The organism is Wenzhouxiangella sp. AB-CW3 (assembly GCF_014725735.1).
Lineage (GTDB): Bacteria > Pseudomonadota > Gammaproteobacteria > Xanthomonadales > Wenzhouxiangellaceae > Wenzhouxiangella.
Genome location: NZ_CP061368.1, coordinates 1579569 through 1592624 on the forward strand (window position 1 = coordinate 1579569; position 13056 = coordinate 1592624).

The 13056-nt window shown below is 64.9% G+C and carries 12 protein-coding genes, 1 tRNA gene and 1 other RNA gene; 1 reads left to right on the forward strand and 13 read right to left on the reverse strand.

The genetic code is table 11. The annotated features are described in order from the left end of the window. Window positions 1-15: 15 nt before the first annotated feature. The 12 genes from IC757_RS06835 to imuA form a co-directional block, all read right to left on the reverse strand. Window positions 16-588, reverse strand: coding sequence for a prepilin-type N-terminal cleavage/methylation domain-containing protein (locus IC757_RS06835; protein ID WP_190976600.1), 573 nt, complete (start codon window positions 586-588; stop codon window positions 16-18). Beyond that, on the reverse strand, window positions 572-1798 hold the full coding sequence (locus IC757_RS06840; protein ID WP_190976601.1) for a type II secretion system F family protein: 1227 nt from the start codon (window positions 1796-1798) through the stop codon (window positions 572-574). Before IC757_RS06840 ends, IC757_RS06835 begins: the two co-directional genes overlap by 17 nt. After that, complete coding sequence (locus tag IC757_RS06845; RefSeq protein WP_190976602.1) at window positions 1798-3564, reverse strand: GspE/PulE family protein; 1767 nt, start codon at window positions 3562-3564, stop codon at window positions 1798-1800. The genes IC757_RS06840 and IC757_RS06845 overlap by 1 nt, the downstream gene beginning before the upstream one ends. A gap of 3 nt (window positions 3565-3567) precedes the next feature. Further along, the gene (locus IC757_RS06850) at window positions 3568-4746 is read right to left on the reverse strand and encodes a tetratricopeptide repeat protein (protein ID WP_190976603.1); all 1179 of its coding nucleotides are present in this window, start codon (window positions 4744-4746) and stop codon (window positions 3568-3570) included. Beyond that, a complete protein-coding gene (locus tag IC757_RS06855; protein ID WP_190976604.1) occupies window positions 4743-5660 on the reverse strand; it encodes an ExeA family protein in 918 nt (305 codons plus the stop codon). Before IC757_RS06855 ends, IC757_RS06850 begins: the two co-directional genes overlap by 4 nt. Window positions 5661-5691: 31 nt before the next feature. Then, window positions 5692-7389 carry a pilus (MSHA type) biogenesis protein MshL gene (gene mshL, locus IC757_RS06860; protein WP_223846289.1) on the reverse strand — a complete coding sequence of 566 codons (1698 nt, stop codon included), beginning with the start codon at window positions 7387-7389 and terminating at the stop codon, window positions 5692-5694. Between the two features lie 5 nt (window positions 7390-7394). After that, on the reverse strand, window positions 7395-7742 hold the full coding sequence (locus tag IC757_RS06865) for a hypothetical protein (RefSeq protein WP_190976605.1): 348 nt from the start codon (window positions 7740-7742) through the stop codon (window positions 7395-7397). A gap of 2 nt (window positions 7743-7744) precedes the next feature. Then, the gene (gene gspM / locus IC757_RS06870; protein ID WP_190976606.1) at window positions 7745-8395 is read right to left on the reverse strand and encodes a type II secretion system protein GspM; all 651 of its coding nucleotides are present in this window, start codon (window positions 8393-8395) and stop codon (window positions 7745-7747) included. Further along, entirely contained in the window at window positions 8392-8997 is a 606-nt protein-coding gene (locus IC757_RS06875) for a PilN domain-containing protein (RefSeq protein ID WP_190976607.1), read from the reverse strand. Before IC757_RS06875 ends, gspM begins: the two co-directional genes overlap by 4 nt. Further along, window positions 8994-9896, reverse strand: coding sequence for a pilus assembly protein PilM (gene pilM, locus IC757_RS06880; RefSeq protein WP_190976608.1), 903 nt, complete (start codon window positions 9894-9896; stop codon window positions 8994-8996). The genes IC757_RS06875 and pilM overlap by 4 nt, the downstream gene beginning before the upstream one ends. A 277-nt stretch (window positions 9897-10173) precedes the next feature. Beyond that, entirely contained in the window at window positions 10174-11595 is a 1422-nt protein-coding gene (locus IC757_RS06885) for a Y-family DNA polymerase (protein WP_190976609.1), read from the reverse strand. Continuing rightward, window positions 11592-12239, reverse strand: a complete 648-nt coding sequence (imuA, locus tag IC757_RS06890; RefSeq protein WP_190976610.1) for a translesion DNA synthesis-associated protein ImuA — start codon at window positions 12237-12239, stop codon at window positions 11592-11594. The genes IC757_RS06885 and imuA overlap by 4 nt, the downstream gene beginning before the upstream one ends. Window positions 12240-12703: 464 nt before the next feature. Between imuA and ffs the strand changes: the two genes are divergently transcribed. After that, an RNA gene (gene ffs, locus IC757_RS06895) (signal recognition particle sRNA small type) lies at window positions 12704-12800 on the forward strand. 83 nt (window positions 12801-12883) lie between these two features. On the opposite strand, the gene IC757_RS06900 is transcribed toward ffs, so the two are convergent. Beyond that, window positions 12884-12973: transfer RNA gene (locus IC757_RS06900), tRNA-Ser, on the reverse strand. Between the last annotated feature and the right edge of the window lie 83 nt (window positions 12974-13056).

The following is a 13056-nucleotide window of genomic DNA, read 5'->3' on the forward strand; positions in this document are numbered from 1 at the left end:
TGCTTTGATACCAGTCTAATGTATCGTTCCCAGTCTTTCTTCCGGTCGCGGCTGATCGGGCCAGTGGTACTGATGCAGCGCCACCAGGTGCAGTCCGCGCGGGGTGGGTGTTCTGTCGTCGCGCGATTCGCTGCCGTATTCGACCTGGACCTGCCAGTGCAGGTGGACCGGGTCGTCGGGTGCACCTTCCAGGTACTGGGGAAAGCGAACTCGGTAGCCCAGCACATTGGCCGAGTTGTCAAAATACCAGTAGCCGGGTGGCACATCGTCGGGCGTCGACAGCTCGCCCAAGTAGTTGTCGGGCCGCTCGGCCAGCAGTTGCATGGGGTTGCCGGCCTCGAGTTCGATAATGGCCGGCAGGCCCTCGCGCACCACCCGGGCGGCCGCTTCCATGCCCAGCGCCGAGCGCAGTGTGCCGGTCACGCTGGTCACGTGCGCTGCTTCGGCGTCGCCGCGCAGTGGAAACAGGCGCTGCATGGCCACCAGGAACAGCGCGACGACCAGGATAATCACGATGATCAGCTCCAGCAGCGTGAAGCCCTGCTGGCGCCGTTTCGTGCATCTGCTGCGTTCAGCCCAGTGCGGCACGTCCCACGTCCCACATCGGCAGAAATACGCCCAGGGCCATGATCAGTACCAGAACGGCCAGGAAGACGAGCAGGATGGGCTCGATAAGCGCACTGAGGTTGTCGAGGTCGTAGTCGACTTCGCGCTCGTAGTATTCGGCGGTTTCGGTCAGCATGGTATCGACATCGCCGGTTTCCTCGCCGATGCTGATCATCTGCAGCACCAGCGAGGAAAACAGGCCGGTGGCCGCGGCCGTGCGCGAGAGCGACTCGCCGCGTTCGATGCCGGTACGCATGTCGTTGACGGCCTGGCCGATGTACTCGTTTTCGACGGCTTTTGAAACCAGGGTCAGGCCCTGAATCAACGGCACCCCGGAGCGGTAGGTCATGGAAAACGAGCGTGCGAAGCGGGCCATGGTGCCTTCGAACAGGATCTTGCCGATGACCGGCAGTCTGAGCTTGATCCGGTCCCAGCGGTAGCGGCCGTTTTCGGTGCCGATCCAGTAGCGGAAAGCGAACAGCAATGCGCCAATGGCCAGCAGCACCAGCCACCACCATTCGCTGGTGAACTCGGACGTGGCGACAATGATGCGCGTGGGCAGGGGCAGCTCGGCATCATGTCGGGCAAAGAAGTTGGCAAACACGGGAATGACCCAGACCATGAGAATGGCCACGGCAATGACCATGGCGACGATGACCATGGCGGGGTAGCGCAGGGCTTGTTTGAGGCGTGCGCGGAAGTCGCGTTCGAGTTCCAGGTAGCCGTTGAGCTGTAGAAAGGACTGCTCAAGGTTGCCCGAACCTTCACCGACGCGCACGATGCTGACGAACATGTTGGGAAAGACGCGCGGGTTCTGGGCCAGGCCGTCGGCCAGCTCGCGGCCGGACTCCAGGGCGTCGACCAGGTCTTCGATCGCCTGTCTGAGAACCGGGTTGCGGGTGGACTCGGCGACGTTGTTGAGTCCGCGGATCAGGGGCACCCCGGCCTTGGTCAGGGTGTACATCTGCCGGGTGAAGAGAATGAGATCGTTGACGCCCGGCCGGTCCAGGCCCAGCCGGGTGCGCAGGGAGTTGCCGGCCGACTGGCTGCCGGCCTCGGCTTCCTGGATCTCGATGGGCGTGATGTCCAGGCGCATGAGCTGCTCGGCCACGGCGTCGCTGCTGTCGGCTTCGACATGACCGTTGACCAGTTGCCCGCGGGCATTGCGCCCCCGCCACTGGAATCCCGACATCAGACTTCCTCCCCGGTCAGTTCAGCGGTCTCGATATTGGCATCGCGGAGCGTGTCGAGTTCGCCGCCCAGGCGCATGACCTCGTCGAGCGAGGTGATACCGGCCGCGGCATAGTCCAGTGCGCAGAGGATCAGGGGGCGGTAGTCCTTCTGATTGCGCGCCAGCTTGCTGAAGGTGTCGGTGTCCATGCGACGCAGCGCATCGGTCAGTTCCTGGTCCATTTCCAGCAGTTCGTAGACGCCGATGCGACCGCGATACCCGGTATTGGAGCAGTAGGCACAGCCCGAGCCGGCGCGGAAGCGAACACCAGTCACGGCGTCTTCGCCGAGCTGACCGCGTACCCAGGCCATCTGGCTGGCCGGTGGTTCCACGTCCTCGCCGCAGGAGTCGCAGACCCGGCGCACCAGGCGCTGGGCGATGACGCCGTCGAGTGCTGCGGCCACCATGAAGCCCTGTGCCCCCATGTCGAGCAGGCGCATGACGGTGGCCGGTGCCGAGTTGGTGTGCAGTGTCGACAGCACCAGGTGACCGGTCATGGCGGCACGCAGCCCGATCTCGGCGGTCTCCCGGTCGCGCATTTCGCCGACCATGATGACGTCGGGATCCTGGCGCAGGGCGGTGCGCAGCACGCGGGCGAAATCGAGGTCGATCTTGGGATTGACCTGCACCTGGTTGATGCGCGGCAGCCGGTATTCCACCGGGTCCTCGACGGTGATGATCTTGGTGCGGGCCTTGTTGATGTAGTTGAGCGCGGCATACAGCGTCGTGGTCTTGCCCGAGCCGGTGGGGCCGGTGACCAGCACCATGCCGGAAGGCCGGCTGATCAGACGCTTGACTCGCTCCATGATGTGATCGGGGATGCCCAGCTTGCCGAGCTCCAGCAGTCCGGCCGACTGGTCGAGCAGGCGCATGACCATGGATTCGCCGTACTGGATGGGCATGGTCGACAGGCGCACATCGATGTTGCGTTCCTTGACCCGCACGCTGAAACGGCCGTCCTGCGGCAGCCGCTTTTCACTGATGTTGAGCGATGCCATGAGCTTGAGGCGGGTGACCAGTGCCGAGGCCACGCGCCGGCCCTCGATGATCTGTTCCTGCAACTCGCCGTCCACACGCTGGCGGATCCGCAATACGTTCTCGTCCGGTTCGATGTGAATGTCGGAAGCGCCGATCTGCACGGCGTCTTCGAACATCGACTGCAGCAGTTTGATGACCGGCGCATCCGACTGGCCTTCGTCATCCTCGAGCTGGGCAATGTCGTAGTCGCTTTCGGAGAGCTCTTCGCCCAGTTCCTCGGCCAGCGACGAGATCTCCTCGGTGCGCCGGTAGACCACGTCGATGGCCTGCAACAGGTCCGATTCACGTACCAGGACGATGTTGATCGGCCGCTTGAGCAGCCGGCTGAGCGCATCGTAGGCAAAGATGTCGGTCGGGTCGGCCATGCCCACGGTCAGTTCCTCGCCTTTTTCGGAAAGCGCGATGGCGCGGTAGCGACGGGCGTGGGTTTCGGGCAGCAGGCGAACCGTCTGTGGCCGGAACTGGTAATGCTTGAGGTCGATGACCGGAATATCGAGCTGGCGCCCCAGCAGGTCGAGCAGATCGTCTTCGGTCACGTAGCCGAGCTGCACCAGCACCCGCCCGAGCTTGTGGCCGGAGCGCTTCTGTTCGGCCAGGGCATCCTGCAACTGGTGCTCGGAGATGGCCTTGTGCTTGACCAGCAAGTCCCCCAGGCGAATTTTCTGATTGGGTTTGCGGGCGCTGTTCATGGCTTAATCTCCATCATCTTCATTGTCCCGTTCGATGGCGTGCAGGCGCTGTCGGGCAAAGCGCGTGGCCCGGGGATCGTTGCCGGCCAGTGCCTGCTGGTAGGCCTCGCGGGCCTGCTCGGTCTGGCCCAGTGATTCGTGAGAGGTGCCCAGTCCGACCCAGACGGCACCACGGCCCGGCACGACCTCGCTCAATTGCCGGTAGGCCGCGACGGCCGCCTGGTGGTCACCGAGCTGGCGCAGGGCAACGGCCAGCAGTTGATGATAGTCCGGTGCGTCGACCAGCGCGGGGGCGTGTGCTTCCAGCACCTGGCGGGCTCGGGCGGGTTCCTCGCCTTCGATCAGCAATCGTCCCAGGCGTTCGGCCAGCGCGGCCGGGTCGCGGGCCGACTCCAGGCCCTCATCGAGCAGGTTGATGGCACGGGGCGTCTCGCCGCGCCGAATCAGGGTGCTGGCCAGCAGCAGACGCGCTTCGCCGTGGCCGGGATCGTTGTCGAGCAGTTCCTGCAGCCGACGCATCCCGAGTTGCTGCTGGCCGCGCGCGAGAGCGCGTCTGGCCGACTCGAAATGCTCGACTTCACCCTCGGCGCGCTGTATGACGATGGCGCCTTCGGATTCCGGTTCCGGTTCATCCCCGACGTGGGCGTCGGCTTCGGCAGAGCTGTCTTCAGGGCTGTCGGGCATGACCATGTCGTCGGGAGCCGTTTCCTCGGTCGTGGCGACGGCCGGGGATGCCGGTGGCTCGGGCTCTGTGGCAGTCCTGGTTTCGTTCGTCTCGGGTTTCGGTTGGTCAGCGCGTGCTGACGAATCGTCGCCGGAGGTGTCTGCTGCCGGACTGACCTGCGGCGCTGATACGGGTTCGATTCGTTCAATGGGCTCGATTGAGTCGATGACCTCAATCGGCGCTGCATCGGGCCGAGGGGACGATTCCGTTGGTGCCGACAGGTTCTCGGCGGACGCGATCTGGGCCAGCACCGGCTGCTGCTGATCGGGCAGCGGTGGCGATGTGCTGTTCATGACCCAATGCAGTGCCAGTCCGCCGAGTGCAGCGGCCCCGATCCACCACAGGTGGCGGGCCGGATGCGGCTTGCGCGTGGTACGTGGCAGTGGGCTGGAATCGGTTTCGGGCGCCGGTTCGCGGCGTTTTTCCAGGTCCTTCAGGACTTCGTTGATCAGGCTCATACGGCGCCTCCACGGACCACTTCCAGCACCAGGTAGGCACCCAGTGCGACCAGTCCGAAGGCGGTCACGCGCACGGCCGGTTGCAGTCGCGGCCACCACAGACGATCTTCGGTGGCGTCGGTGTCGGCAATGGCACGGCGTACGTCAAACCAGTCGGCCCGCGTCTTGCCCCGGCCGTAGGCCGAGAGCAATGCCTTGTCGGCCAGGATGTTGATCAGCCGGGGCACCCCGTCGCTGGCCCGTGCGATTCGCGCGCGAGCCGCCGTCGTGAACAGTGGCTGTTCGGCGCCGGCCCGGGCCAGGCGATGTTCGATGTATTCACCGACGGCCTGGCGATCCAGCGCCTGCAGCCGGCAGGAATAGGTGATGCGCTGCCTGAGCTGCCGGAAGTCCGGCCGTGCGAGACGATGGTCGAGTTCGGGCTGACCGAACAGCGCGACCTGCAACAGCTTGCGCTGCTCGGTTTCCAGGTTGGTCAGCAGGCGGACCGTTTCCAGGGTCGAGGCCGGCAATGCCTGGGCTTCGTCGATCAGCAGCACGGGCTTTCTGCCTTCGGCCACCAGTCGTGTCAGGCCTTCCTGCAGCAATTCATGCACTTTCTGCTGCGTGGGGCGTGCCGGCAGGTCCAGGCCCAGTTCCCGTGCCAGGGCCGTGCGCAGGGTGCCCGGCGAAAGGTGCGGGTCCGGCAGCCAGGCGGTGATATAGGGTGGCCGGAGCGCTTCGAGCAGCGCCCGGCAAATCAGCGTCTTGCCCAGTCCGACCTCGCCGGTGACCTTGATGAATCCCTCGCCTTCGGCCAGCGCCACCCGCAGCGTGGTCAGCGCCTCGGCCTGGGACTGCTCCTGGAAGCGATAGGCCAGGTTCGGCGTCAGCCGGAAGGGGCGTTCGGCAAGCTGGAAGTGGGACAGGTACATGGGCTCGGGTGGCAACTCCCTGGCGTGCCGGCTAGCGTGGCCACTGGTCCGAGGACATGCCTCGCATTCGATCCAGGCTGTCGGAGGCATGATCGCCCCAGCCGGCCTCGTCATCGACCACCACCGGGCGTAGCAGAATGACCAGTTCGGTCTTGACGGTCTGTTCCTGGCGGCCACCAAAGGCATGCCCAATCAGGGGGATGCGGCTGAGAAACGGCGTGCCGAAACGCTGCTGCTCGGACGATTCGCGCATCAGGCCGCCAATCACGACCACCTGACCGTTGCGGGCGCGGATCACGCTGTCGGACTGGCGCACGCTGGAAAAGGCCAGCGGCAGGGTTTCTTCCTGACCGGCGACGGTGAAACTCTTGGTCTGGTCCTGCACTTCGCTGACCGTGGGGTGGATGTGCAGGATGATGTCGCCATCGCGACTGATCTGCGGCGTGACGTCGAGCGCGATTCCGGAAAAGAAGGGTGTGAGCTGAACGCTGCTGGCCGCCGTGGCACTGGCCGCACCGGCCGTTGTGCGGCCGGTCACGCCGGTGACGAAGAATTCGTCGGTGCCGACCTTGATGACCGCTTTCTGGTTGTTGATGGTCGATACGCGCGGGCTCGACAGCACGCGCGCCATGCCCTGTGTTTCGAGCAGTTCGATAAAGGCGTTGAAGTCGCCGGTGTCGGCGGCCAGGACCGTGCTGCCACCGAAGGCCGAACTTTCGAAGCCGGAAAAGACTTCTCCTGGCCGTACATCCAGTTCGCGTCCGTGGATCGAGGAAATGCCGTCTTCGAAGATATCGGGCCCGCCGACCTGGCCGAAGCTGAACAGGCGGCCCTGAATGTCCTGCAGGGCGGTCCAGTTGATGCCGGAGCGGAAGCCGTCGCGCAGTTCGACTTCGATGATCTTGGCTTCCAGCACGACCTGGCGCTGCACGCTGCCCTGAATGGCTTCGAGCAGCTCGGCGACGGCGCGTTGCTCATGCGGCATGGCCCGGACGGCCACCACGCCGGACATGGGGTTGACCATGACGTTGCGCCCCTCCTCATCGTCGAGGATGGCGGTGACGGCGTCTTCCAGGTTCTCCCAGAAGTTGGAACGCGATTCGGTTTCGATTCGCGTGCCGCTCATGCCGTCGGAGTCGCCGCCGCCAGTCGGCATGGCGCCGCGCCCCAGGCCGCCGCCAACCTGATCCTGCATGGCGGCGGGGTTTTCGGTGGACTGGCCCGATGACACCCGGGTGCGCGAGGAGCCTTCGCGGTTGATGTCGAGGTAGCTGACCTCGTAGACCCGGTGTTCCAGGCTGGGCGGCCGCACGATGTAGCCGGTGTCGGTGCGCCGATACTCCAGCCCGTAGACTTCGCGAACGATCTCCATGACCTCGTCGATGGTGACGTTGCGCAGCTCCAGAGAAAGCGCCAGATCGACATCGGGATGGACGACCATGTTGATGTCGGTGTCGGCCACCAGGCTCATCAGGAACTGCCGGGCGGGCGCGTCCTCGACCGTGACATGAAAGCGCTCTTCGGGCGCCTCGTCAACCGGCGCCGAATCCGGCGGCAGCAAGAGGTCTCGGGTTTCGGCGGGGCTGGGCGGCTGCTGCTGGGCAGCGGCTTCCAGCTCGGCCAGAATGCGCTGGTCAAGCTCCTCGGCCCGTTCGCCGGGCGTGGTGCAGCCGGCCAGGATGGCGGTCAGGAATACAGTCGTCAGGATGCTGGCAGAACGTATAGGCATGATAATCAGTCTCCGGACCGGTCCGGTTGGGCAGTGAATCGGGTGCCGATTTTGAGGGTGACGGGCTGGCCGTCGCTGTCTTCTAGCTTGACCTGGCCGGGGCTGATGTCGATGACCCGGGCCTGGTCGATGCTTTCACCGATGCGCACACGCTGGCCATTGATGACGGCGATACGGCGTTCATCGGCCAGCATGACCGATTGTAGTTGCCAGCGCGGCTCGGCCGGTGTTCGTGTTTCGGTGCCCAGCCAGGCCCGGATTTCGGCCGGACTGGGTGGGCGCGTGGGGTCGGCCAGTGCCGGCAGGGTCACCAGCAGGGCCGTGGTCAGTACACTGAGTCGAAAGCCTTTCATGATCAGATTCCCAGCCATTCTTCATCCAGCGCCAGGCTGTAGAGAATGATCTCGGTGTGGTTGGTCGGCCATTCGTCCACGGTCAGCCGCATCGAATCCCAGAACACGCCGGCCGGCAGGGTGTCAACCATGGCCAGGTAGTCGCGCACTCCGTCGAAGTCGCTTTCGATGACCAGCCGAACCCGGTGGACATAAATGCCGGACAGTTCATTGTCGCCGGCCCGCAGGGGTTCTGCCGGCAGGTTTTCCAGCGTCACGATGTCGACCCCCGCCCGTTCACCGAGCAGGCTGGCCAGCACCGTAACCGACTGGCGTGCCGTGGCCACACCCCCATGCATGCGACTCAGGCGCGATTCCAGTGCCTCGATTTCGGTGGTGAGCTGCTCATGACGCTGGCGCAGCTCCGCATCCGGATCACGGCGGCGCTCGCCGGCCAGTTCCTGGATGCTGTCGGTCAGCGAGTCGACTCGTTCGCGGATCGTGGAGAGCTGCTCTTGGGCGCGTTCGTGCCGCTCGGATACCGGTCGCATCAGAAAGGTATCCCAGAGCAGGAAGACGACGGCCAGGGCAGTCAGCATGAGCAGGGCCCGTTCGCGCAGGCTTAGCGCATTGATGCGTTCGGCCAGCTGTTTCAAGCGCACTTTCAGAGTCATGTGTCATCCTCCGCGTGGCTGGCAATCACGAAGGAGATACCCGGCATGTCGTCTTCGGCGGCATGCAGGCGAACCTGGCGGAAACCTAGCCCCGACAGCAGCGGTTCCTCGGACAGTCCTTCGAGGTAGGCCGGCACCAGCCGTGCGGCCAGGGCCCGGCCACGCAGGATCATGTGCTGGCCGTCATCGCCCAGCTTGATTTCGGTCAGCCAGAGCCCCCGTGGGGTCTGTCGGGCCAGTGCGTCGACGCGCCCCGGCAGCTCGACCTGGGCCGCCGGCATGCGCTGTTCCATGGCGGTCAGGCTTTCACGCAGGTTGCGCCGGCGCTGTTCCAGGCGCTCGACGCTGGCGACCAGTTCCGGGTCGGGCTCGGTCGGCGGCATGGTCTCGCGCAGCTGGGTCAGTTGTTCGACGGCCCGTTGCTCGGCGGCTTCCTGGCGCTCCTGTTCGGCTTCCAGCCGGGTAACGCGCTGACCGACCAGGGTCGACCACAGCAGCAGAATGACCAGGAACCCGATACTGATCATGAGGACGGTCTGGGCCGAGAACACGACCTTCTGCTTGCGGAAAATCGGTTGATAGAGATTGATCTGCTGGTTCACAGGCTGATCTCCTCGCGCCTGAGCGCGCCGCCAATGGCCAGCAGAACAGATGCGGTATGGGACTGGGGAAGTGGCACCTCGCAGTCGAATATCTCTTCACTGTCATACACCCGGGTCGGAATCGCCAGGCCGTCGTCGAGGGCCGCGACCAGTTCTCCCGTGGCCTCGTAACCGGGCAGGACCTGCAGGCTGGCGACCGGGGGCTGGGCGAAATGCCGGTCGTAGTAATCCAGCGATCGCTGTACTTCCAGCATGGCCTGGTCCAGGCCCTGCGAGCCGCGCTCCTGCAGCACCCCGTAGCCGGTATCCAGGCGCCGGCTCAGGTACAGGCTGCCCTGACGGGTTACGGTGATGAGGCCGTGGTGCTCGTTCAGGTAAAGCATTGCCACGCCGCGGACGTCATCGTCGAGCTGGGCGGCCAGGTTGCGCATGGCCAGGTCGGCCACGTCGATGACCTGGAGATTGAGGTCGGCGCTCTCGAACAGGTCGATCAGCTTGCGGATGTCGCGGGCACGCGCGGCAATGGCATACATCATGCGCTGGCCCTGGGGGCGGTTCTCCTGGCCGGGAATCTCGAAGACATCGATGACGGCATCGTCGATGTGAAAGTCGATCAGGCTCTTGATTTTCCAGCGTACGGCAGCGCGCAATTCCGACGCATCCACTCGCGGCGCCTCGACCAGGAGCAGTTCGTACCGGTCGTTGTCGAGCACCAGGTGTACCGGTGTGCGGTTGGAGGCGATGTCCTCGCGCAACAGCCGGTTGCGCTCGCTGTCGCTGTCGAGCGCGTATGCACCGGCCTTGACCAGGCGGGGCTTGCGGCCGGCATCATGCGCAACAGTGGCAATGGACATCACGCCCGGCGACAGGTGTACGCCACTGGTGGCGTGCTGTCGCATGCGTGATCGGCGAAATAGCTTCAAGACCCTGCTTCCCCTCGCTGGTTGGGCCGGTTCACGCTGCGAGCTTGTCTCGGGCGCCAGCCGGTCCGTGGCTCAGTCAAGCCGTGGATTACTTCTTCAAGTTCAGATAATTCATGTGCTTGTGAGAAACACCTGAACTCTATTGGCAATTTAATGTGATTGTCTGTCGCGGTCAATTCAGGCATGGGCATCCTATTGCATTTTGCCATGTTGCAGCAAGATTAGTGCCGGATGCCTGAATCAGAGAATGGCATCATGAATCGAAGACGCCATGGAGAAACCATCCGCGTTTTGGTGCCTGCTCGTAAAAGACCCACAGGCGACGACCGTGACGATCACGGGCAATCCAGTAGTCTCGGCGGCAGTCCCCGCCATCCCACCAGCCGCTTTCGATGCGCTCAGGGCCCTGTTCCAGCCGCAGCGACTCCCGCTGGCAGGGACGGGGCCGTGGCAGCAGCCACTGGGGACGCGGAGTGGCGGTGGGGCTTTCGCTGGCATGGCCGGGACGGGTCCAGGACCAGGCTTTCTCCGGCCGGTGGTCGGCCACCGGGGTCAATCCGGCCAGGCCGTCTGTTCCCAGCCGGGCCTGGAGACGATCGAGCAGTGCCGACCAGGCATCGCCGCGATGCCGGCCTGAGAACAGGTCTGCTTGTGGGGGCTGGTGTCCGGCGGTGGTTTCTGCGCTCAGAACGATGACATTGACCGGTGCGGGCAGCGTGAGCGCATCTAGCTTCAGTCCGATCAGCTCAAGCAGCCGGTCACAGGCCTGGCCTGGCTGTGACAGGCCGACACTCAGGGAGACCGCTTCGGCATGTTCCTGGCAGAGTAGCTGGATGTGCAATTGCACCAGTGCCTGGTCGCGGACCTGCAGCCATTGCCCGAGGTGAGTGGTCGCGCGGCGAAAGACAAACAGCAGGGCATTGCTGTCGGCGGTGGCGGCAGGCAGCTCGAGTCTGAGCTGGTAATGCTCGGGCGACGTCCAGGCTGCCACGGGAGTGGGGCGCTGACCGAACAGCTCGGCCAGGCTGTTGTTGAGGCCGGGGCCGAAGCGCCGGGCTCTTTCGGCGGCGGGCAGTCGTGCGAGCTCGCCAATCCTGCGCAGGCCGCAGCCGGCCAGGGCCCGGGCCTGATCGACAGGCAATGCCAGCCTTTCCAGCGGCAATGGCCGGAGAATCTGTTCCAGGCCGTGCGAATCGCTGCAGTGCTGCCCGGTGCGGGCCAGCAGTCGGGCCGCAGTCGGGTTGGGGGCCGAACCGGCCTGTATGGGCAGGCCCTGCTCGCGGGCCTTGCCGGACAGGTTTTCGAGCAATCGCTCCGTGCCGCCATACAGGCGTTGGCTGCCGGCGATTTCCAGTATCACGGTCTGATCATCGACCAGTGCAACCTGGTGGCTGAAGCCGTAGGCCAGCATGGCCAGCACTTCCAGCATGCGGTTCTCAAGGGCAGGGTTTCTCGGTCGGCTGTGCAGGGCCGGCGCCAGGGCCAGCGCATCGGTCAGTGTCTGGCCGGGTCGCACGCCGGCCGCCAGGGCGGCGCGGCTGGCCTGGACGATACGTGCGCGCCCCCTGGTGTCATGCACTGCCAGTAGCGCATCTCCGGGGTATGAGGGCCATGCCGCATGAAGCGGCAGTGCCGGGCAGTACAGTCCCAGCCATAGTGGCTTGTTTCCTTTCATGGCCGGGCGATGGAGCCGGGTGGCTCTGCTGTCAGCCTGATGCGGTTTCTGCCGCATCCTCCGCGGGCGCGCAGCAGTTCAACGCTCGGGCCGGGGCGAATCGCCAGGCGCAGCGCGGTCATCGAGGCAGGCTGGGGGGCGCCGTCGTGGCCGTGAACAATGAACGCGGGAGCCGTGCCGTTTTCGGCAGCCAGTTGCAGCCGGCGCAGTTGACGTGGCTGTAGCGGCTTTTGTGGCCAGAGCACAACGGCACCGCACAGGCCGCTTTTCAGGCATTGTTCGGCGGCCCACAGGGCGTGAGCCCGGTGGCGGATAATGGTCAGGGCCGACAGGTTCAGTCCGGCAGTCAGCAGGGCCTGGGGGCAGGGCACCAGCGGCGGTGTCACGAGAATCACCGGTTGTTCCCGACAGGTCAGCTCGGCCAGCATGGGCAGCAGCAGGCTCATTTCACCGCCGCCGGGGCGATCAATCATCAGCTCGATCAGGCGTGCGCAGGGCCAGCCGCCATCGGGCAGTTGTTCATCGAGCACCCGGTGGCCGGTAGACAGGGCCGGAAGACGGGACGGCCGCCGGCCTCGCCACAGATCGCGGCGACCTGCCAGCAGGGTATCGAGCGGATCGCTTGCAGGGGATGCGGCAGACATGGACGGCTCCGTGGGTGCAGGTTGATGTCTGGGTGAGTTACTATATTAAAATACAGTTTCTCAGAAAGTGAGAAGAAGGCTTTCGCGTGCGAGATCCCGGATATCGCCTGCGGCGATTCCGGGATGACGGTTGGTTGGGGTGGTGGCGCGCCCCCCTTGACGGGAAATGTGGCCGTTTTGCTCTGCCTCCTCCTCGTCGCCCGGGAAGCGCTGCCCAGCCCCTTTCGTCGCTTCGGAAGCGCTGCCGCTTCGTTTCGGCCCCCTTTCGTCGCCCGGGAGGCGTTGCCGCTTCGCTCCAGCCTCCTTTCGTCGCCCCGGACTTGATCCGGGGCCTCGCACGGTAGGCGCTGGCACGGCTCTGAGAAAGGGCCCTTGGTCCACCAGGCTGTGCGATCTACATCGATATAAAGTGCACAGCCGGTTGCCAATAACGCGTCGTCGATGGGATAATGCGCGTTGGCCTCCGTCGGTCTTCCCACACTGTTCTACCGTCAACCCCGTCAGGCCCGGAAGGGAGCAGCGGCAGCGGGACGAACAGGTGCTGGGGTCGGGCTGGCGGGGGCCTTCTTTTGGGGGGTTCCAATCGGTGGTCCCCGCTCCCCGATCATTAAAAAACCCGCCACGGGGACGGGTTTTTTTAATGATGGCGGAGAGGGAGGGATTCGAACCCTCGAAGGGCGTCAGCCCTTGCCGGTTTTCAAGACCGGTGCATTCAACCGCTCTGCCACCTCTCCGTGTTCTGGTTGTTGCCTCCAATTGTCGGAGGTTTTTCGGATCCTGTCGATCGGGCGGTCCTGTCGGACCGCGAGAGGGAGGG